The sequence below is a fragment of the Parvibaculum sp. genome, from assembly GCF_049672805.1.
Taxonomy (GTDB): domain Bacteria; phylum Pseudomonadota; class Alphaproteobacteria; order Parvibaculales; family Parvibaculaceae; genus Parvibaculum.
In genome coordinates this window covers 1-18,185 of sequence record NZ_JBATWS010000137.1, presented here as the reverse complement: position 1 = coordinate 18,185, position 18,185 = coordinate 1, and the positions used below count along the sequence as shown (strand labels likewise).

Below are 18,185 nucleotides of genomic sequence, written 5' to 3'. Positions count from 1 at the left end.
ATCAAGGGCTTCAAGGGTCTCTGCAACGGCGATTACGACCATCTTCCGGAAGCCGCCTTCTACATGGTCGGCACCATCGAAGATGCGATCGCGAAGGCCGAGCGTCTCGCCAAGGAAGCGGCGTAAGACTTCGACCGGAAGGGTAAGCGGATGGCTGAGAAGCTGAGTTTCGATCTGGTGTCGCCCGAGCGGCTCCTCCTTTCGGAGGCGGTCGATCTGGTGACGGTGCCGGGCGCCGAAGGCGATATGGGCATCATGGGCGGCCATGCGCCGGTCATGACCACGCTGCGGCCCGGTGTTGTCGGTGTGCAGGTCGAAGGGCAGGCGGAGCGGCGCTTCTTCGTGCGCGGCGGTTTTGCGGAAGTGACGCCCGAGGGCCTCACCATCCTTGCAGAGTACACCGTGCCGCTGGATGAGCTGGATTCCGCGGCACTCGAGCGCGAAATCGCCGATGCCGAAGAAGATCTGGCCGATGCCAAGACCGACGAACGCCGTCAGGTTGCGCAGGAAAAGCTCGACCATCTGAAGGCGCTGCGCGAAGCGGTCTGACGCTGATCTGGCACAAAAAACATAAAGGGCGGCTCCGGAAGCGGATGCCGCCCTTTTCTGTTTTGGGGTGGTTATGTGCGCCATCACGCCACGCTTATTCCCGCCCGATTTCCCGATTATATTGGTATTGTGACAGCATTCTCTGACAGAGCGGAATGAGCGCATGAGCCGTCCCACCCATCGCCCCGGCCGCCACTGGACGCTTGATGACATCAGGTGGCAGGACTTCGACCCGTCCAAGGTTGATGCGGATATTCTGCGCGCCGTGAAGGCGGCCGCGATGGTGGAGTTCAACGCGCCCGACTATGTCACCTATCTCTGCAATGTCTTTGCCGACCGCCCGGATGTGAAGGAAGCCATCCATCAATGGGGCGATGAAGAGGTGCAGCACGGCCAGGCGCTGGCGCGCTGGGCGGAACTGGCTGATCCCGATTTCAATTTCGAGGCGGCGTTCCAGCGTTTCCGGGAAAGCTATTCCATTCCGACTGATGCGATTGAAAGCGTGCGCGGCAGCCGGGGCGGCGAACTGATTGCGCGCTGTGTGGTGGAGAGCGGGACATCTTCCTATTACACCGCCATCAAGGATGCGACGGACGAGCCCGTGCTGAAGCAGATTGCGAGCAATATCGCGGCAGACGAGTTCCGGCACTACAAGCTCTTCTATGACCAGTTCAATGATCTCGGAGAAACGCCGCCCTCGCTCCTTGATCGTATCCGCGTGGCGGTGGGCCGCGTGTCGGAGGCGGATGATGACGAGCTTGCCTGCGCGTATTACGCGGCCAATACGCCCGCCGATGGCAGCGTCAAATATGAGCGCGTGCGCTTCGCCAAGGCCTATGAGAAGCGCGCGCTTGGCCTTTATCGCCGCCAGCATGTCGATCGGCTGATTTCCATGGTGGGCAAGGCGGCCGGGTTGAAGCCGCATGGGCTTCTGATGCGCATGGTTTCGGCGCTTGGCTGGCGCTACTGGCGCTTCCGCAACTGGCGCCTGTCGCGAGCCGGTGTCTGACCCTCGCCGAAAGCAACGCCAATCGACAAACCAACCCGCTCCGGTATGACCTGAGTAAATCGGGCTATGACGATGGGGGCAGCACGGTCAATCCGGCTGCTGATGATCTCTCAGGAAGCGGGCTGGGCAATCCTCACGCTGCTCAAGCGATCCTTCATGTAGAGAAGGGCGGGACCGTCACCGGCGCCTGCCGCGTCAGCGAGTGCGGGGGCTGTTTTCGCGGGTGTCACGCCCAGCACGTCACCGCGCGCTGCCCTGTCACCCCGCGCGACATGCACTTCGCCAAGACCTGCGAGCGTGATCCGCGCACCCTCATTCGTCTCGATAATGACGATTCCACGATAGCCCTTGAAGCGATCCGCATAGAGAACAATACCTGAAACGGGGCTTTCAATCCGGCAATGAGGTTGCAAGGGGATCATGCCTTCTGCCGCGTTGTCGAGGTCAGTGCAGCGCATTTCCTTGATGTTGTCGGCTTTCTTCACGGGCGCGTGCGCAGCTTCCGGTTGTGATGGCGTGGGGTGCGTGATGGCTGTGAGGTTTGCCAGATCGTCGCAAAAGGCTGCATAAACGTCACCTTCTTGGCTGTCACCGACACCGCTCAGGCAGTCATAAAGGTCCGCGCGGGCAAGGAAAGGCGGGCGCTCAAGCGGAAGGGGAACGGGCGTGCGTGCCACCAGCGCGTAGGCATTCGCCGCCAGCGCGTCAGTAAAACCTCGGGTTTCCCTATTGATGAGCGTGGTCGCGCCAACAAACAGCAGAAGGACGATCACGATGCGGCTCCAGAAGGACATGTGTCCCCTCCAGTGCGGCGTTCCATTTTTCGAAACCCGCTTGCGTACCCCGCAGACAACATAAATGCATGAAACGGGTTTTGGTGCCACTGTCTTCGAAACGTTACAAAACGGTACAGTTATGACACTTCCATAATTACAGACTTGAGCTATATGTTTGCCTGGAGCTGATCGGGGTACGGCGAAAGACAGGTGCTAGAATGCCGTTTTCAGCGACGCGGGATACAGAGAATTACTGGCGGACCCGTTACGGGCTCCCGCCGGAAGCAGACAATGACAAGACACTGACAGACCGCGTTCTCGGAGAGCAGATATTCTCCGAAAAAGTATTGCGGGATGTCATTCCGCAAACAGTCTCGCGGCGGAAGAAGCCTCTTTTCCTGAATGTTTTTCCATCACCACGTCGCTGGAGCCGCAGGCTCTGGGTGATGCTTCCGGTTGCCGGTGTTGCGGGTGTCGCGCTTGTGACATTGCTGCCTGCGGGACAGACGGTCACGCCGTCCCAGCCCGTGCGTGTTGAACTCGTGAATGGTCCGGCGCCTGCACAGAATGTTGACGCCGCTTTGCAGCGCTTTCTTGCCGAACATGAAGCAAGCCTCGTTGCGTTGCGCGGCTATCTGCTCACGCGGGGAGAAGGTTTCCGTACGGAATGGTTGGAATCGACGGCGCGTCTGCAAGCGGCGATGATGGCGCTTGAAGCTCATTCAGACAACTGGACGGACGGGCAGCAGCTTGTCGAACTGGTGGAAGCAAAGCGCATTCTCGCCGAATTGCTGAAAGAGACACGCGCTGTTGCGGCCATCGCCGGAACGGTGAACCGCTATCCAGGTCAGCAGCTTTTCCTTGAGGACATTCAGCCGGCCCTTGCCGAAGCGCAGACGCTTTGTGCGGATGTGCTGAATGCGATGCTCGCGATTTCATCGCCGGAAAGTGTCGGCCCCGTCGGACCTTTCGCAGCCTTTCGTGGCGACATGGAAGCCCTGCGTGAAGAAGCCGCGCGTTATGTCATGGCGCCGGTCACGGCCGAACATGCGCCGGTTACTGCGAGTACGGAGAGTTTTGAAAAGCGCCGGGCAATGCTTGCAGCCGTGCGCGATGAAGCGCCCGTTGAAACACGCCCGAAGATTGACCGGCTCATCGTGCTTATGGATTACACGCAGGAAAAGCTGAACCGCATCTTTGCGTTGCGGGCGGGCGAGCGGTGGGATTATGCGGATTTTGCGTTCCGCACCCGCGTTGCGCCTCTGGCGGAGCGTCTGACAAATATCGCGGCGCGGTGGAATCGCTCCGGCGTCTGATCAGTCGCGGGGGCGTGCAAGCGGTCCGAGTTCCCGAATGAGCTGCTCATAGACAGCGCGCTTGAAGGGAACGATGAGGTCCACAAGCTTGTTCACCGGCACCCAGGCCCACTCGCTGAATTCCTGATGGTCGTCGGCAGCGATATCGATATCGCTATCCTCGCCCGTGAAGCGCATGGCGAACCATTTCTGTTTCTGCCCGCGATATTTTCCCTTGAGCGCGATGCCGATGAGATGCGGCGGCAGATCATAGGTGAGCCAGCCCGCCGTCTCGCCGATGATGCGTGCCTTGTCCGTGCCCGCTTCTTCTTTCAGTTCGCGCAAGGCGGCAGTTGCCGGATCCTCGCCTTCGTCAATGCCGCCCTGTGGCATCTGCCATGTGAGCGTGGTGCCGGTCAGTTCCTGCGCGCCGCCATCGCCTGATATGCGATTGCCCGCCCAGACAAGCCCTTCGCGATTGATGAGCATGATGCCGACACAGGGACGATAGGGCAGGGTTTCGGTGTTGGGGGGCGTCACGCTTTTCTCGTTTTCCGTCATGGTCGTCATTCCCCGGCAATGGCTGTCACGGGCACAAGCACATAGCCATCCTGCGCGAGCGACTGTGCCCATTCGGCCAGCGCATCAACCGTCACCGGAAAGCCTGATGCGATGCCGATGGCGCTGCCCGTTTCAAGTGAGACCTTTTCCAGCGTATCGAGTGCGGTTGCAATCACTTCCGGGTTCTGGACAGGATCGACAATGCGTGTGGCGAGCGCGGTCGGCATGCCGACATCGCGAGCAAGCGTGGGCGCGAGGCTCCGCGCCGATGCACCATTATCGACATAGAGAAGCCCGCGCGAAGACAGAGATGAAAGAACGGGCTTGAGTGCAGAGGCAGAGGCGGTGAAGCGGGCGCCCTGATAGTTCATCACACCGACATAGCCGGTGAAGCGGCTCATCAGCCAGTTGAGGCGCGTGAGATTCTCGGATGCGTTGACGCTTGTGAGCAGCGTATGCGGCCCGGGATCATTCTGCGGATAGCCGAAAGGCTCCATCGGCAGTTCAAGCAGAACCTCGTGGCCTGCCTCGCGCGCCTTGTCGATCCATTCCTGAAGCCGCGCGCCATAGGGGGCGAAGGAAAGCGTCACCTCCGGCGGCAGCACCTTGATTGCGTGAGCGGTCGCGCTTTCGCTGATACCCATGCCGCTTACCACAAGCGCAATGCGGCGATCGGTTTGTGTGCCGGGCGGCAGGGGCCGCGCATAGACCTGCCAGGGCTTGCGGCCATCCCGCGCGATCTTTGGCAGCGGGCCGTCTTTTGACTGTTCGACAAGGGCGGGGTCGGGGGCCGGCGCAAGTGTGACGGGTGTGGCCCGCGCGGCTTCTGCCGCATCATTCACGGTCTCTGCGCCGACAATCCGCACTTCGCCTGCGATGCTTTCCTCGGGCGGCATTTCGAGGCTCCGTGCCGCATCAAGCAGGGCCTGTTCTTCCGCGCTGAGATCATCTACGTCGGGAACGGGCGGGGTGGCTTCTTCTGCGGGATCGGGTGTTTCTTCAACGGGCAGTTCCGGCGCTTCCTGTTCCGCGAGTGCAAGGCGGATGACGGGTTCGCCCGCATCCCTGCTGTCGGAAAGAGCGAGCCAGGCGAGTGTTCCGCCATAGCTAAGCGCGACAAGGGCGGCGATGACAGCGAGCAGGCGGCCACTGCGGGGCATGCCTGTCATCTCCGGTTCCTGCCTCGGTGCCGGTGCTTTCCCGGTACCGTTCGCCGCCATTTTCGCCACCATGCGCTAATCGTTCCGGCAGGCCGCGCGGCTCAATTCGCCATTGCGCTGGAAGTCCGCCCGCCAAGGAAGGCCGCATCCTGCTTGACGCCATTCAGCAGGTCGATTGCGTAGAGGAGCTGTTTGTCTTCCTTCTTGTCGGAAGGGACGAAATTGTCGGAACCCGCCATCTCGTCACCATCATCGGCAGAAAGGTGGCCGGGCAGTGAGCTTTCGCCAATGCCGGAGGGGCGCTTCTTGTCTTCGGGCGGCGTCTGCGTGACCACGATATCGGGATCGATACCCTTGGCCTGAATGGAGCGGCCGGACGGCGTGTAGTAGCGCGCCGTTGTGAGGCGCAGCGCGCCGTCAGAGCCGAGCGGAATGATGGTCTGCACCGAGCCCTTGCCGAAAGAGCGCGTGCCGAGAATGGTCGCACGGCGGTGATCCTGCAGGGCACCGGCGACGATTTCAGAGGCGCTTGCCGAACCGCCATTGAGCAGCACGATGATCGGCTTGCCATTCGTCACATCGCCGCGCCGCGCATTGTAGCGCTGCGTGTCGTCGGCGTGCCGCCCGCGTGTCGAGACGATCTCGCCGCCATCCATGAACTCATCGCTGACGGCTATGGCCTGATCGAGAAGGCCGCCCGGATTGTTGCGCAGGTCAAGGATGAAGCCGCGCAGCTTTGACGGGCCGATCTGCCTCGTCAGGTTGGTAACGGCTTCGTCGAGCAGGTCCGAGGTCTGTTCGTTGAAAGAGGTGATGCGGATATAGCCGATATCGCCCTCGCGTTCATACCGCACCGATTTGATGGTGATGATGGCGCGGGTGAGCTTCACCTCGAAAGGCTCGTCAACGCCCTTGCGGACAACGGTGAGCGTGATGCTGGAATTGGCCGGCCCGCGCATCTTGTCCACCGCATCGGACAGCGTCATGCCGAGGATCTGTGTGCCGTCGATATGGGTGATGTAGTCGTTCGGGCGCAGCCCTGCGCGGCTTGCAGGCGTGTCGTCGATTGGCGTCACCACCTTGACCACGCCATTCTCCATCGTGACCTCGATGCCGAGGCCACCAAACTCGCCGCGCGTCTGCACCTGCATGTCGCGGAAGGTCTTGGGCGTCATGTAGCTCGAATGAGGGTCGAGCGATGTCAGCATGCCGTTGATGGCATTCTCGACGAGTTTGGCGTCATCCGTCGGTTCAACATAATCGGCGCGCACACGCTCGAACACATCGCCGAACAGGTTGAGCTGTCGGTAGGTGTTGGAGTCATTCGCAAAGGCCGAGCCGTTCCACGCCGTCGGGTTCAGCCCCGACATGACGGCAACGGAGAGAAGCGTTCCGGCTGCGAAGCCAGCAAGGACGGACTTTTTCATTTAACCACGTGCCTTTTCGTCACTCATCAACAGCCAGGGGCGAGGGTCGAGCGGATTGCCTTCCTTGCGGAACTCAATGTAAAGCCGCGGGCCCGTGCCCAACTTGTCCGTATTTCCTCGTGCAGCCAGATCATCACGGGCAGGAGAGGCACCCATCATGCCGATCGGTTCACCGGCAAGAACATTCTGGCCAACGGTGCCATCGATCCTTTTCATGCCTGCGAGAAGGATATGGTATCCTTCTCCCACCGATATTATCAAGAGTTGCCCATAGTGGCGGAACGGTCCCGCATAGGAGATTCTCCCGTCAAATGGGGCAACAATTTGCGCATCGGGCCGGGTTGATATGGTTATTCCCTGACTTTTCACGCCGCTTTCATCAACCGCGCCAAAATTGCGGATTACCATGCCGGAAACAGGCGGGCGAATGAGGCCTTTGGCCTCCGAGAAACGGCGCGAGGAGGGCAGGGCCGGCGGGTTCGCGGGCGGGCGCAGCATGGCGGTTTCGCGTTCGCCGTTGCTTTCGCTCGCGGGTGGCGTGCGGGCGGGTTCGGACTTGCGTACAGATTCAGGTTCCGGCCGGGGCTCGGGGCGGGCGGTCGGCAGCCGCGAGGCGGCAGCGCTTTCGAGTTTCGCGATCAGGTCGGAAAGGTCCGTTGCCTGACGGGAAAGCGCCTCGGCGCGGGCCTGCTCGCTCTGCGCTTCCCTGGTAAGCCTTTGCTGGAGCGCAAGCTGACGGTCGAGAAGCGTCTGGAGTTCTGCCTGCTCAGCCTCAAGCGAGGTTCTGGCGGCGGTCAGCGTTTCGCGCTCCTCAAGAATGTCGGCGCGGAGCGCGGCAAGCTGTTCCAGCCGGTCGCGCAGGTCGCGCGCATCTTCCTGTAGCTCCGGCACAATGGCACCGAGCAGCAGGGCGGAGCGGATGGAGGCGAGCGCATCATCGGGCCGCACGGCAAGAGCGGGGGGCGGGTGCCGGTCGAGACGAGACAGGGCGGCCAGAAGATCCGCCATTTCATCCCGCCGCTTTTCAAGCTGGGCCGTCAGCACGGCTTCAGCCGCCGTCAGACCTTGCAGCCTGTCTTCGGAAAGCGAGACATCCGCCTCATGGCTCTGCACCTTCGCGGCGGTGGCGATCAGCTTGCGGCGGATTTCTTCTGCCTCGCTGCGGGCGGCTGCGGCTTTCGCTTCCAGTTCCTGCTGGCGCTCGCGCGTCGTGCCGATTTCCTTCTGAAGCGTGTCGAGGTCGCCCGGCTCCATTGTTTCCGCGCGGACATCTGGCAGGCCGCCGGAGAAAAAGCCCAGCAGGGCGGCGAGGGCGATGGCCCTTATGAGGTTTCGATCAGGCACCGACCGGGTCTGGCTGCTCTGTGGTGGCAAGAAGCGATCTTCCGCTCATCTCGGCGGGCGCGCTCACGCCGCATAGTTCAAGCACGGTGGGCGCGACATCTGCCAGGGTGCCCGACGAGAGAGGCCCGCGTGCCGAAGAGGCTCCGCGCCCGCCCATCATGATGAAGGGGACGGGCGCCTGTGTGGTGCGACGGCAGGCTGCACCGCTTTCAGGATCAACCATTCGCTCTGCCTTGCCATAGGTTCCGCAGAGAATGAGCATACCGCCTCGCTTGTCGATTTGCGCGGCAATCTTGCCGAGGCATTTGTCGATTGCCTCGATGGCGGCAATGGTCGCTTTCATATTGCCCGTGCGGCCGAGAATGGCCGCGTTGGGGAAGGCGACGGTCATCACATCATGCTCGCCATTCTTGATTGCGGCGAGAAGCTCATTGGTGAGGCTCGCCGAGGCGAGGTCGGGCTTGCGCTCGATCTGCGTAAGGGGAGGCGTGTCGGTGACAAGGATCGTCTCGCCCGGAAAAAGTGCGTTTGAGCCGCCGCGTGCGAAATTGGAAAGACCTGTCTCCACCACGCTTTCAAGCAGGGTGAGCTGACGAAGCCCGGCACTGGCAAGCGTGCCTGCAAGGCTTGAGCTGAAGGAGGTTGCCTCGAAAAGCGGGCTTGTTTTTGCGCCCAGCGGCTGCGTCAAACGGACGAGAGAATAGACACCGGCAAGAAGCGGGGCAGCCATCTTCAGCCCGGCCGTTTCAGGCGCAAGCAGCGTGGAAAGCAGTGGCTGGCCGTGATCGGGCTGGAGGTTGACGAAGAGTACCGCATCATCGGGCCTTATGCCGCGATAGGATGGGGCGACCGCAGGCGGAATGCGGTCATCATCAAGCCCCTTGCGGTAGCACTCATCGAGATAGGCGGTCGGATATTCCGTAGAAGGAGCATCTGCCTCAAGGATCGCGCGTGCGGTGCTCGCCGTAGCGGTGGCATCCGCGCCTTCATCAAAGCCATAGGCGCGGCCGAAGACGCTGCCAAGCTCGGCATGTTCGGCGCCTTCAATGTCTTCCAGAAATTCACGCAGATGGTCGATGCCGCCTTGCGAGGCCGTGTCCTTGCCATCCATGAGGGCATGGACCCAGACCTTCACGCCTTCATGGCTGAGCAGGGCGGCAAGCACGGCCATGTAATGCTGATGGCCTGCAATGCGCGAGGGCGTCACCATGCCGATGAGGTGCACCGCGCCGCCTAGCGGGCGCACACGGGTGATGAGTTCTCGAAGCAGCGGGTGATGCGCAATGCCGTCCGGCCCGTCGCCCGAGAAGGCACGGCCTATCCGTGTGACAGGCGCTTCAATCGGGCGGCCCGCACCAAGCGTTGTGTAGGCGGCCTGCATATGGCCCGGCTGGCCCGGCATGAGGCCGACCGCTTCGCCCGAGGCAGCAAGCTGCGTCCGCGGCCATGTTGCCGCGAGCCGGTCATAGATGGGGGTGCGCGCAAGAGCGAGCGCATTACCCTCACGTTCCCCGCGAAGGCCCCATCCGTCCAACATGGCGAGGACAAGAGGTCGGGCGCCGGTCATAGCAGTCATGATAATCTTGAGAATCCGCGAGCGTTCAGGCAGTACGAATCATGCCGCCCTGAGCGAACCGGAAACCTAGTGCAAGTGCTGCAAGGTGTCCACTTGAGGCCCGTCCGATCAGGCGCGGTGATAGGGGTGGCCCGAGAGTATGGTTACCGCGCGATAAAGTTGCTCTGTCAGCATCACGCGGGCAAGCATATGCGGCCATGTCATGGCGCCGAATGCCATGACATGCACGGCCTTTTCGCGCAGGGCAGGGTCGAGGCCGTTTGCTCCGCCAATCACGAAGGCGATGTCGCCAATGCCGCTGTCGCGCCAGGCGCCGAAGCGTTTTGCGAAGGCATCGCTCCCTTCCACCTTGCCCCGTTCATCCAGCGCGACAATGGTGGCCCCCCTGGCGGCGGCTGAAAGAAGCTCCGCCTCGCGCGTCATCAGCGCGGCCGCATCAAGCTTCTTCTTTTCTTCAACCTCTATGACGGGTGCTGCCGAAATGCCGATGGCGCGACCTGCGGCATCAAGGCGGGAGAGATAGTCATCAATGAGAGTTTTTTCCGGGCCGGGCTTCAGTCGCCCTACGGCACATATCCGGACACGCATATTTCCCCCTCCGGCAAGACCGGACACTTGAGCGGAGACGGGAAGAAGCGGGCAGGGTCTGAGGGAGCTATAGCCTCAGACCGCCAGCGGGTCAGCCGGAATATCGGCAGACCACATCTTCTCCAGCTTGTAAAAATCACGCACTTCGGGGCGGAAGATGTGAACGACCACATCGCCGCCATCGATCAGCACCCAGTCGGCCTGTTTCATGCCCTCGACCTGAGCCGTGCCGAAGCCTGCTTCTTTCAGGCGGCGCAGCAGATGGTCAGCCACGGCGCTGACATGGCGCGTGGATCGCCCGCTCGCGACCACCATATGATCGGCGATGGGTGTCTTTCCCTTCAGGTCGATGGAGATCACATTTTCGGCCTTGTCTTCTTCGAGGCTTGCGAGCACGAGCTCCAGCATTGAGGAAGACTGGCTGCGGGCCGCCTCACCCTCGGGAGAGGAAGCCGTTTCGGGAGAGCCGGCCTGTCTCGCGCCGGATCTCTTCTGGACCTTTAAGTCCGTCGATTGTCTGCTCAGGAATACGCTCCTTGGTTTGGCAAACGGTCGGTTGCACCACGCCGCAGGAAAACCCTGCTGCCCCATAAGGATAGGGGGCCAAGCACTTGAATTCAATGATGGCTTTCTCTCACGCCCGTGACAGATCAGCCTGCATCGCCCTTTGTGGCTTCGCGGCCCCAGCCTGATTTTTCGCGGATTTCGGTCGCAGAAAGCGGGGTTTCTGGGCCGGAGAGGAAAATCAGCGCGGGCGGCGTGGCAAGCGGCAGGCGCTTTGCCTCATCGGGCCTGAGAATGGCGTGGGCAAGCTCCTGCGCGGCGGGGGAGGTGAGCGCCTTTTCCGTATAGCCGGGGCGGGGATAGACGGCAATCGGCACCGTTTCCGCGATGGTGCGCCAGTTCCGCCATTGCGGGAATTGCAGCATGTTGTCGGCCCCCATCAGCCAGACGAAATGCACCTCCGGGTGCCTTCGGGTGAGGGCTGCCAGCGTGTCGGCCGTATAGCGCGTGCCGAGCCGCGTTTCGATGTCGCTGACGATGATGCGCGGATCGCGCGCCATTTCCCGCGCCGAGTTCAGCCGCTCGTCAAAGGATGCCATGCTTTCCTGCGGCTTCAGCGGATTGCCGGGGGAAACCATCCACCAGACGCAATCAAGCTCCATCGCTTCCAGGCACATCAGGCTGATATGCCTGTGCCCCTCATGCGCAGGGTTGAAGGAACCGCCGAGCAGGCCGACTTTCAATCCCGGTGTCAGCGTTTCCTCCGGCATGAAGCGTCAGGAAGGCCGTGTCTGGCCGCTGCCGCGCACCAGATACTTGAAGCTCGTAAGCTGCTCGACGCCCACCGGCCCGCGCGCGTGAAACTTGCCCGTGGCAATGCCGATTTCCGCGCCCATGCCGAACTCGCCGCCATCCGCAAATTGCGTGGAGGCGTTGTGCAGTACGATGGCACTGTCCACTTCATTGAGGAAGCGTTCGGCGGTCCTGGTATTGGCGGTCACAATGGAGTCGGTGTGATGCGAGCCATAGTTGCTGATATGGGCGATGGCCTCACCGACGCCTTTCACCACGCGCACGGAAATGATCGCGTCGAGATATTCGGTGCGCCAGTCTTCTTCCGTTGCGGGTTTGACGCGCGCATCGACCTTTTGCGTTGCTTCATCGCCGCGCACTTCGCAGCCGCCTTCAAGCAGCGCCTGAACGATGGGCGCGAGATGGGTTGAGGCGCAGGCCTCATCGACAAGCAATGTCTCTGCCGCGCCGCAAATGCCGGTGCGGCGCAGTTTTGCATTCACCACCACATCGCGCGCCATGGCGAGATCGGCCTCGCCATCGACATAGACATGGCAGATGCCTTCGAGATGCGCGAAGACGGGCACTCGCGCTTCTTCCTGTACGCGCGCCACCAGGCTCTTGCCGCCACGGGGCACGATGACATCGAGATTGCCGCCAAGGCCGCGCAGCATTTCGCCCACGGCACCGCGATCCGTTACAGGCACGAGCTGGATGGAGGCTTCAGGCAGGTTCGAGGCGAGAATGCCTTCGACGAGCGACTGATGGATCGCCTTGTTGGAGCGCGAGGCTTCCGAGCCGCCGCGCAGCACGGCCGCATTGCCAGCTTTCAGGCAAAGCGCGCCCGCATCTGCCGTCACATTAGGGCGGCTTTCATAGATGATGCCGATCACGCCGAGCGGTACGCGCACACGCTCGATGTGAAGACCGTTCGGACGGTCCCATTCGGTGATCTTTGATCCGACGGGATCGGGCAGGGCGGCAACCTCTTCGATGGCCTTTGCAATCGCCTCGACGCGCTTCGTATCAAGTGTGAGCCGGTCGATCATGGCCGGGGTGAGACCGTTCTTTCTTGCATCCGCCACGTCCAGTTCGTTCGCGGCGAGAATGTCATCCACATTGGCGCGCACACACATGGCAGCGGCAAGAAGGGCGGCGTCCTTCTGCTTGGTCGAGGCATTGGCAAGCGTGGTGGCGGCCTTGCGTGCTTTCACGCCGATCTCGCGCATGATGGCGGCGACATCGTTCCGTTCGGCATTCAGTTCCACGATACTCACGGGGTTCACCCTGTCCTTGTTCGAATGGTCCGAGGGAGCCGCATGAGTATTTCAGGCGGCGGAAGCGGTTTCAATGCCGCCCGGTTTCCACATATGGGGCCGGGCGAGCGCTGTTTCACGGCTTTTTCAGCACAAGATCGTCGCGATGGATCATTTCCGCGCGGCCGGAATAGCCAAGCAATTGCTCGATTTCGCGGCTCGAATGACCCTTGATGATGCGGGCATCATGGCTGTCATAGGCGCTGAGGCCGCGGCCAATCTCATGGCCGTGCATGTCACGCACGGTAATGGCGTCGCCCCGGCTGAACTCGCCCTGCACATCGGTTATACCGGCAGGCAGCAGGCTGCGGCCCTGAAGCAGCGCCTTTACCGCCCCGTCATCAATGCAGATCGTGCCGAGGCTTTTCAGCGAACCGGAGATCCAGCGCTTGCGCGCGGCAATGGGTGTGGAGGGTGCGTTGAACCAGGTGCAGCGCGCGCCTTCTTCAATGGCTTTCAGCGGATTGAGGCCACGGCCATTGGCAATGGCCATGCGAGCACCGCCTTCTGTGGCGATGCGGGCGGCGGCAATCTTTGTTTTCATGCCGCCGCGCGAATAGATGCTCGCGGCATCGCCTGCCATTGCTTCGATTTCGGGCGTGATCTCGGCGACTTCGGGCAGATGTTCCGCGCCGGGCAGATGGGGCGGGGCGGTGTAGAGCCCGTCCACATCGGAAAGCAGCACGAGGCAATCAGCCGACACCATGCTCGCCACGCGCGCAGCGAGGCGGTCATTGTCGCCATAGCGGATTTCGCTCGTCGCCACCGTGTCATTCTCGTTGATGACGGGCACGGCACCGAGCTTCAGCAATGTCTGGATGGTGGAGCGCGCATTGAGGTAGCGGCGGCGCTCTTCCGTGTCTTCAAGCGTCAGCAGGATCTGCGCGCAGGAAATGCCGAAAGAGGAGAGGTTCTCCTGAAAGGCATGGGCGAGGCCGATCTGACCGACAGCGGCGGCGGCCTGGCTTTCCTCAAGCTTCAGCTTGCCGACGGGCAGCTTCAGCGCGCGGCGGCCGAGCGAGATCGCACCGGAGGATACGATCAGCATTTCCTGCCCGCGGGCGCGCATCCGCGCCACATCCTCCACCAGCGCATGAAGCCAGGCGCGATTGAGCTTTCCGGTTTCGCTGTCTGTCAGCAGGGCGGAGCCGATTTTCACGACGACGCGCTGCGCCTTCTCAAGATATGTGCTCAAGGCTCCCAGCCCTTTTCTTCGGTGCCGTCTTTGGCGGCTTCGAGCGCGCGCTCTTCCTCGCGGCGCTCCTTGATCTCGCTTGCGGCGAGGCGCAGCACTTCTTTCATGCCTTCGCCCGACACAGCGGAGATGACATATACATCAGCCCCGCTTTCCGAAGCGAGAATGGCCGCGCGTTCCTCGCGCTCTTCCTGTGACAGCGCATCCGCCTTGTTGAGGCAGAGGATTTCGGGCTTCTCTTCGAGGCCGCCGCCATAGGCTGCAATCTCGTCGCGGATGATGCGGTAATCTTCCGCCACATCTTCCGATGTGCCATCCACCAGATGAATGAGGATACGGCAGCGCTCCAGATGGCCGAGGAAGCGGTCGCCGAGCCCCGCCCCTTCATGCGCACCTTCGATGAGGCCGGGAATATCGGCGAGCACGAATGTGCGCGTGTCGATGGTGACGACGCCAAGTCCGGGTGTGAGCGTCGTGAAAGGGTAGTCGGCGATCTTGGGTTTCGCCGCGCTTACCGCTGCAAGGAAAGTCGATTTGCCCGCATTGGGAAGGCCGACAAGCCCTGCATCCGCGATCAGCTTCAGGCGGAGCACAACCGTTCGCTCCTCGCCCTCAAGACCGGGATTGGCGCGGCGGGGGGCCTGATTGGTCGAGCTTTTGAAATAGGCATTGCCGAAGCCGCCATTGCCGCCCCTGGCCAGCACGACGCGCTGGCCGATTTCCGTCATGTCGGCGATCAGCGTTTCCTCGTCTTCCTCGAAGATCTGCGTGCCGACGGGCACTTTCAGCACGATATCCGCCCCGTTCGCGCCGGAACGGTTCTTGCCCATGCCGTGCATGCCGGTCTTGGCGCGGAAATGCTGCTGGAAGCGATAGTCGATCAGCGTGTTGAGACCATCCACGCATTCGACCACGACATCGCCGCCGCGCCCGCCATCACCGCCATCGGGCCCGCCAAACTCGATGAACTTCTCGCGGCGGAAGCTCACACAGCCTGCCCCGCCATTGCCGGAGCGGACATGGATTTTCGCCTGGTCGAGGAACTTCATGTCACATACCTGCCTGCATCAGCCTCATGGTGAGGCAATGCACATTTTCCTGCCGCGCAACGCACCAGCGGCTTTCTTCACCAGTATAGCGGAAGCCGAGTTTCGTCAGCACCCGACCCGATGCGTGATTATCCGCATGATGGCCCGCGATGATCGTGTCTGCGCCAAACTGCGCAATAGCGTGCTCAAGCAGGGCACCTGCGGCTTCTGTCGCGTAGCCCCGGTTCCACCAGGGCTCGGCGATCCAGTAGCCGATTTCATTTGTGCCGTCCGCATGAGACTGGAGGCCACAACAGCCAACCAGCCCCTCGCCTTCAAGCGTGACGGCGTAGTCGAACTCTTCGCCTTCCGCGCGCAATTCACCGGCCTCGGCAATCCAGCTGCGCGCCATGTCGGCGGTATAGGGCCAGGGCATGCGGGCGAGCATACGCGCCACGTTCCAGTTCACGAGGCTTGCGATCCGCTCCGCGTCCGCTTCCCGGAGCGGTCTGAGATGCAGCCTCTCGGTTGTCAGTTCTTCCTGCATCGGGTCCTTCCTCCAGCTTTCGGAGGTGAGGGCATGAAAAAAGGGAGATGGCGGTCCATCTCCCTCTTAAATCCCGATGGTCGCCACCCTTGCGAGGCGGCAAGCCCCGCTTTTCAGTCCGCGGCTTCCGGCATCTCGGCAGTCACGACCGACACAAAGGCGCGGCCATTCTTGCGCGTGCGGAATTCCACAACGCCTTCGGCCTTCGCATAGATGGTGTGGTCCTTGCCGATGCCGACATTGCTGCCGGGGTGCCACTTCGTACCGCGCTGGCGGATGATGATGTTGCCCGGAATGACGCTTTCGCCACCGAACTTCTTCACGCCGAGACGACGGCCGGCACTGTCGCGACCGTTGCGGGACGAACCGCCTGCCTTTTTATGGGCCATGTTTCTGCTCCTGTGTCCCGCTTAGCCGGCGATGTCGAGGATCTTGACGAGCATCAGATCCTGACGATGGCCGTTCTTGCGGCGATAGTTCTGGCGACGGCGCTTCTTGAAGATCGTGAGCTTCGGGCCGCGGGTGAGATCGACCACTTCGGCCTTCACCTTTGCACCGTCCACGAGAGGCGCGCCGACTTTCGTCTCGCCGCCTGCGGTGCCGAGCATCAGGACTTCGCCAAGCTCGATCTTGTCGCCGGCCTGCGCGTCGAGGCGCTCGATCTCGAGGAGATCGTCTTTTGCGACCTTGTATTGTTTGCCGCCTGTCCGGATGACTGCGAACATCGCTGATACCACCATGTAACGAAAAAGGCCCTGCGGCCGCCACTGAGCGACACGGGCCAGATTGGCGCGCAATATACAGGGGGAGGTGAGGCTGTCAAGAAGCGCAGGCCCATGAAATCAGGGCTTTTTGCCTGATTTCCCGCTCGGGTGGACCTCAGGCGCTTTTCGGCTCCGCCAGTGTCCGCCAGGCACAGAGCCCCAGAAAATAGACAGAACTGCCGATAAAGGCCCAGAAAGCGGCAGGGGAAGCCTCAACAGGGGGCAATTCCGGCCCGCTTTGCAGTACGAGCCAGAGGGTGGCCCCCGCCCAGAGCGCCGTCATGGCAAGCGTCAGGGGCCGGAGCGTGCCGACGCGGAAGGGGTGGATATATTTGAAGGGGACGAAGGTCAGCACTCCGAGAAGGCCGATAACCGCCAGATTGAGCCACCCGCCCGTGCCCAGCACGAAGAAATAGAGGGCAACGAGGTTCCACGTGGCCGGGAAGCCCGAAAAGTAATTGTCATGGGTTTTCATCTCCCTGTTGCCGAAGCAATAAAGAGAGGTCGTCATGATGAAGGCGGCAGCGCCAATCTCCCAGCCCGGCGGGACAAGGCCGAAGCGATAGATAAGGAGCGCCGGGATCACGGAATAGGTCAGATAGTCGATCACGAGGTCGAGCACGGCCCCGTCGAATCGCGGTGCATATTCGCTCACACGGACCTTGCGGGCCATGGGGCCGTCAAATCCGTCAATGATGAGCGCAGCGCCGAGCCAGAGCAGGGCAAGGCGCAGATCGCCCCCAATGAGCGCCGCAATGGCGAGAAGCGCCGTGACGACGCCCGAGGCCGTGAAGGCATGGACAGCCCAGGCAGCCGCCACCCGGGCGGGGGGCAGTCTCGGGGCACCTCTCTGGCCGTTCTGTTCCGCTTCGCTCATGGGCAGGAGTCTAGCAGGGACGCGGACTATCCCCTATGGGGAGAAAAAGCGGGTCGGGAAGAAAAAGGGGCGGTCAGAGGTTGCGGGCGGGGCTTCCTGCTCGTCATGGTTCAGGCCTGACCCGGCCAACCCGGTCTTTTGTGCTCAAGGGGACGGGAAAGGCTTCTAGACCCTCTAACAAGCCTTGTGCCGCGCGCCACCCGCGTCTACATTCCGCGCCGTTTCAGCCAGCCGCCTTGGGCGGCACTGCTGGCGCCCAGCGCGCCCCGACTTCTTGCGGAGAGGTGGCAGAGTGGTTGAATGCACCGCACTCGAAATGCGGCATACGGGCAACCGTATCGGGGGTTCGAATCCCCCCCTCTCCGCCAGAATCTGCCCATACTTATGCACGACATGCACAGATGTGGCCGGTTTCCTCGTAGACCGAGGAACTTAGTGGTTCGGGCTCAATTTCTGTCTTCATCCAACGGTTCAGATATAACTTCCGGTAAATGTGCCCCTACGTTCGCAATAAAATCTATCGTGATTTCAGCGTCGATCCTGTCGATTGGCCAGAGAGCGATACCTCCCAGCGTCGGGTTTATGTCTGCCTCATGGGCTATCTGATTTCGGCGCTTCCAGATGCTTTTTAACTGACCTTTCAATTGCTCGACGGATCGGGGGTCGCTTACAGACCGGCTCGCGTTGAAAAGTGCTTGGAGTTTGATCCACGGATTAGGACAAAAACAGGATAATAATTCGGCCAGCTTCGCCGGATCGACAAACGCTCTGTAAGAATTCGTATCTCGTACGCGCCTTTCTGCTGCAGCGATTCTATCCGCGCTATCTGCGATGGTCATTATTTCCATCGGAAGGTGAATATTTCTGGTCCTAATGC

The 18,185-nt window shown here is 61.6% G+C and carries 20 protein-coding genes and 1 tRNA gene; 4 read left to right on the top strand and 17 right to left on the bottom strand.

Annotated features, from left to right (window positions below):
* Window positions 1-150 precede the first annotated feature (150 nt).
* Window positions 151-549 (top strand): F0F1 ATP synthase subunit epsilon, encoded by a 399-nt coding sequence (locus WBF74_RS04445; protein ID WP_424435772.1) that lies wholly within the window; start codon window positions 151-153, stop codon window positions 547-549.
* A gap of 163 nt (window positions 550-712) precedes the next feature.
* Window positions 713-1,558 (top strand): ferritin-like domain-containing protein, encoded by an 846-nt coding sequence (locus WBF74_RS04440; protein WP_424435769.1) that lies wholly within the window; start codon window positions 713-715, stop codon window positions 1,556-1,558.
* A gap of 110 nt (window positions 1,559-1,668) precedes the next feature.
* Here WBF74_RS04440 and WBF74_RS04435 read toward each other — a convergent pair whose 3' ends face one another.
* The gene (locus WBF74_RS04435; RefSeq protein ID WP_424435767.1) at window positions 1,669-2,352 is read right to left on the bottom strand and encodes a hypothetical protein; all 684 of its coding nucleotides are present in this window, start codon (window positions 2,350-2,352) and stop codon (window positions 1,669-1,671) included.
* A 200-nt stretch (window positions 2,353-2,552) separates the two neighbouring features.
* Between WBF74_RS04435 and WBF74_RS04430 the strand changes: the two genes are divergently transcribed.
* Window positions 2,553-3,650, top strand: coding sequence for a hypothetical protein (locus WBF74_RS04430; protein ID WP_424435764.1), 1,098 nt, complete (start codon window positions 2,553-2,555; stop codon window positions 3,648-3,650).
* Here WBF74_RS04430 and WBF74_RS04425 read toward each other — a convergent pair whose 3' ends face one another.
* From WBF74_RS04425 to WBF74_RS04355, 15 genes are all read right to left on the bottom strand, one after another.
* Window positions 3,651-4,190: an RNA pyrophosphohydrolase gene (locus WBF74_RS04425; protein WP_424435761.1), complete on the bottom strand. Its 540-nt coding sequence runs from the start codon at window positions 4,188-4,190 to the stop codon at window positions 3,651-3,653.
* A 5-nt stretch (window positions 4,191-4,195) separates the two neighbouring features.
* The gene (locus WBF74_RS04420) at window positions 4,196-5,359 is read right to left on the bottom strand and encodes a divergent polysaccharide deacetylase family protein (protein ID WP_424435758.1); all 1,164 of its coding nucleotides are present in this window, start codon (window positions 5,357-5,359) and stop codon (window positions 4,196-4,198) included.
* Window positions 5,360-5,451: 92 nt separating this feature from the next.
* Complete coding sequence (locus WBF74_RS04415; protein WP_424435755.1) at window positions 5,452-6,777, bottom strand: S41 family peptidase; 1,326 nt, start codon at window positions 6,775-6,777, stop codon at window positions 5,452-5,454.
* Window positions 6,778-8,121 carry a murein hydrolase activator EnvC family protein gene (locus WBF74_RS04410; protein ID WP_424435752.1) on the bottom strand — a complete coding sequence of 448 codons (1,344 nt, stop codon included), beginning with the start codon at window positions 8,119-8,121 and terminating at the stop codon, window positions 6,778-6,780. It lies immediately after the preceding gene.
* A complete protein-coding gene (locus WBF74_RS04405) occupies window positions 8,114-9,697 on the bottom strand; it encodes a hypothetical protein (protein WP_424435749.1) in 1,584 nt (527 codons plus the stop codon). The genes WBF74_RS04410 and WBF74_RS04405 overlap by 8 nt, the downstream gene beginning before the upstream one ends.
* Before the next feature lie 108 nt (window positions 9,698-9,805).
* Window positions 9,806-10,285 carry a 23S rRNA (pseudouridine(1915)-N(3))-methyltransferase RlmH gene (gene rlmH, locus WBF74_RS04400; protein ID WP_424435746.1) on the bottom strand — a complete coding sequence of 160 codons (480 nt, stop codon included), beginning with the start codon at window positions 10,283-10,285 and terminating at the stop codon, window positions 9,806-9,808.
* Window positions 10,286-10,360: 75 nt separating this feature from the next.
* The gene (gene rsfS, locus WBF74_RS04395; protein ID WP_424435743.1) at window positions 10,361-10,693 is read right to left on the bottom strand and encodes a ribosome silencing factor; all 333 of its coding nucleotides are present in this window, start codon (window positions 10,691-10,693) and stop codon (window positions 10,361-10,363) included.
* Window positions 10,694-10,935: 242 nt separating this feature from the next.
* Window positions 10,936-11,559, bottom strand: a complete 624-nt coding sequence (locus tag WBF74_RS04390; protein WP_424435740.1) for a nicotinate-nucleotide adenylyltransferase — start codon at window positions 11,557-11,559, stop codon at window positions 10,936-10,938.
* A gap of 6 nt (window positions 11,560-11,565) precedes the next feature.
* Complete coding sequence (locus tag WBF74_RS04385; protein ID WP_424435775.1) at window positions 11,566-12,849, bottom strand: glutamate-5-semialdehyde dehydrogenase; 1,284 nt, start codon at window positions 12,847-12,849, stop codon at window positions 11,566-11,568.
* 124 nt (window positions 12,850-12,973) lie between these two features.
* On the bottom strand, window positions 12,974-14,092 hold the full coding sequence (proB, locus tag WBF74_RS04380; RefSeq protein WP_424435737.1) for a glutamate 5-kinase: 1,119 nt from the start codon (window positions 14,090-14,092) through the stop codon (window positions 12,974-12,976).
* A complete protein-coding gene (obgE, locus tag WBF74_RS04375) occupies window positions 14,089-15,141 on the bottom strand; it encodes a GTPase ObgE (RefSeq protein ID WP_424435734.1) in 1,053 nt (350 codons plus the stop codon). The genes proB and obgE overlap by 4 nt, the downstream gene beginning before the upstream one ends.
* 1 nt (window position 15,142) lies before the next feature.
* The gene (locus WBF74_RS04370; protein ID WP_424435731.1) at window positions 15,143-15,667 is read right to left on the bottom strand and encodes a GNAT family N-acetyltransferase; all 525 of its coding nucleotides are present in this window, start codon (window positions 15,665-15,667) and stop codon (window positions 15,143-15,145) included.
* Window positions 15,668-15,780: 113 nt separating this feature from the next.
* Complete coding sequence (gene rpmA / locus WBF74_RS04365) at window positions 15,781-16,056, bottom strand: 50S ribosomal protein L27 (RefSeq protein WP_424435728.1); 276 nt, start codon at window positions 16,054-16,056, stop codon at window positions 15,781-15,783.
* Window positions 16,057-16,077: 21 nt separating this feature from the next.
* Window positions 16,078-16,392 carry a 50S ribosomal protein L21 gene (gene rplU / locus WBF74_RS04360; protein WP_424435725.1) on the bottom strand — a complete coding sequence of 105 codons (315 nt, stop codon included), beginning with the start codon at window positions 16,390-16,392 and terminating at the stop codon, window positions 16,078-16,080.
* Window positions 16,393-16,546: 154 nt separating this feature from the next.
* The gene (locus WBF74_RS04355) at window positions 16,547-17,308 is read right to left on the bottom strand and encodes a CDP-alcohol phosphatidyltransferase family protein (protein WP_424435722.1); all 762 of its coding nucleotides are present in this window, start codon (window positions 17,306-17,308) and stop codon (window positions 16,547-16,549) included.
* 278 nt (window positions 17,309-17,586) lie between these two features.
* On the opposite strand from WBF74_RS04355, the gene WBF74_RS04350 reads away from it, so the two are divergent.
* Window positions 17,587-17,676, top strand: a tRNA-Ser gene (locus WBF74_RS04350).
* Between the two features lie 78 nt (window positions 17,677-17,754).
* Here WBF74_RS04350 and WBF74_RS04345 read toward each other — a convergent pair.
* Window positions 17,755-18,185 (bottom strand): hypothetical protein (locus WBF74_RS04345; RefSeq protein ID WP_424435719.1); only part of this gene is annotated, 431 nt, incomplete at its 5' end.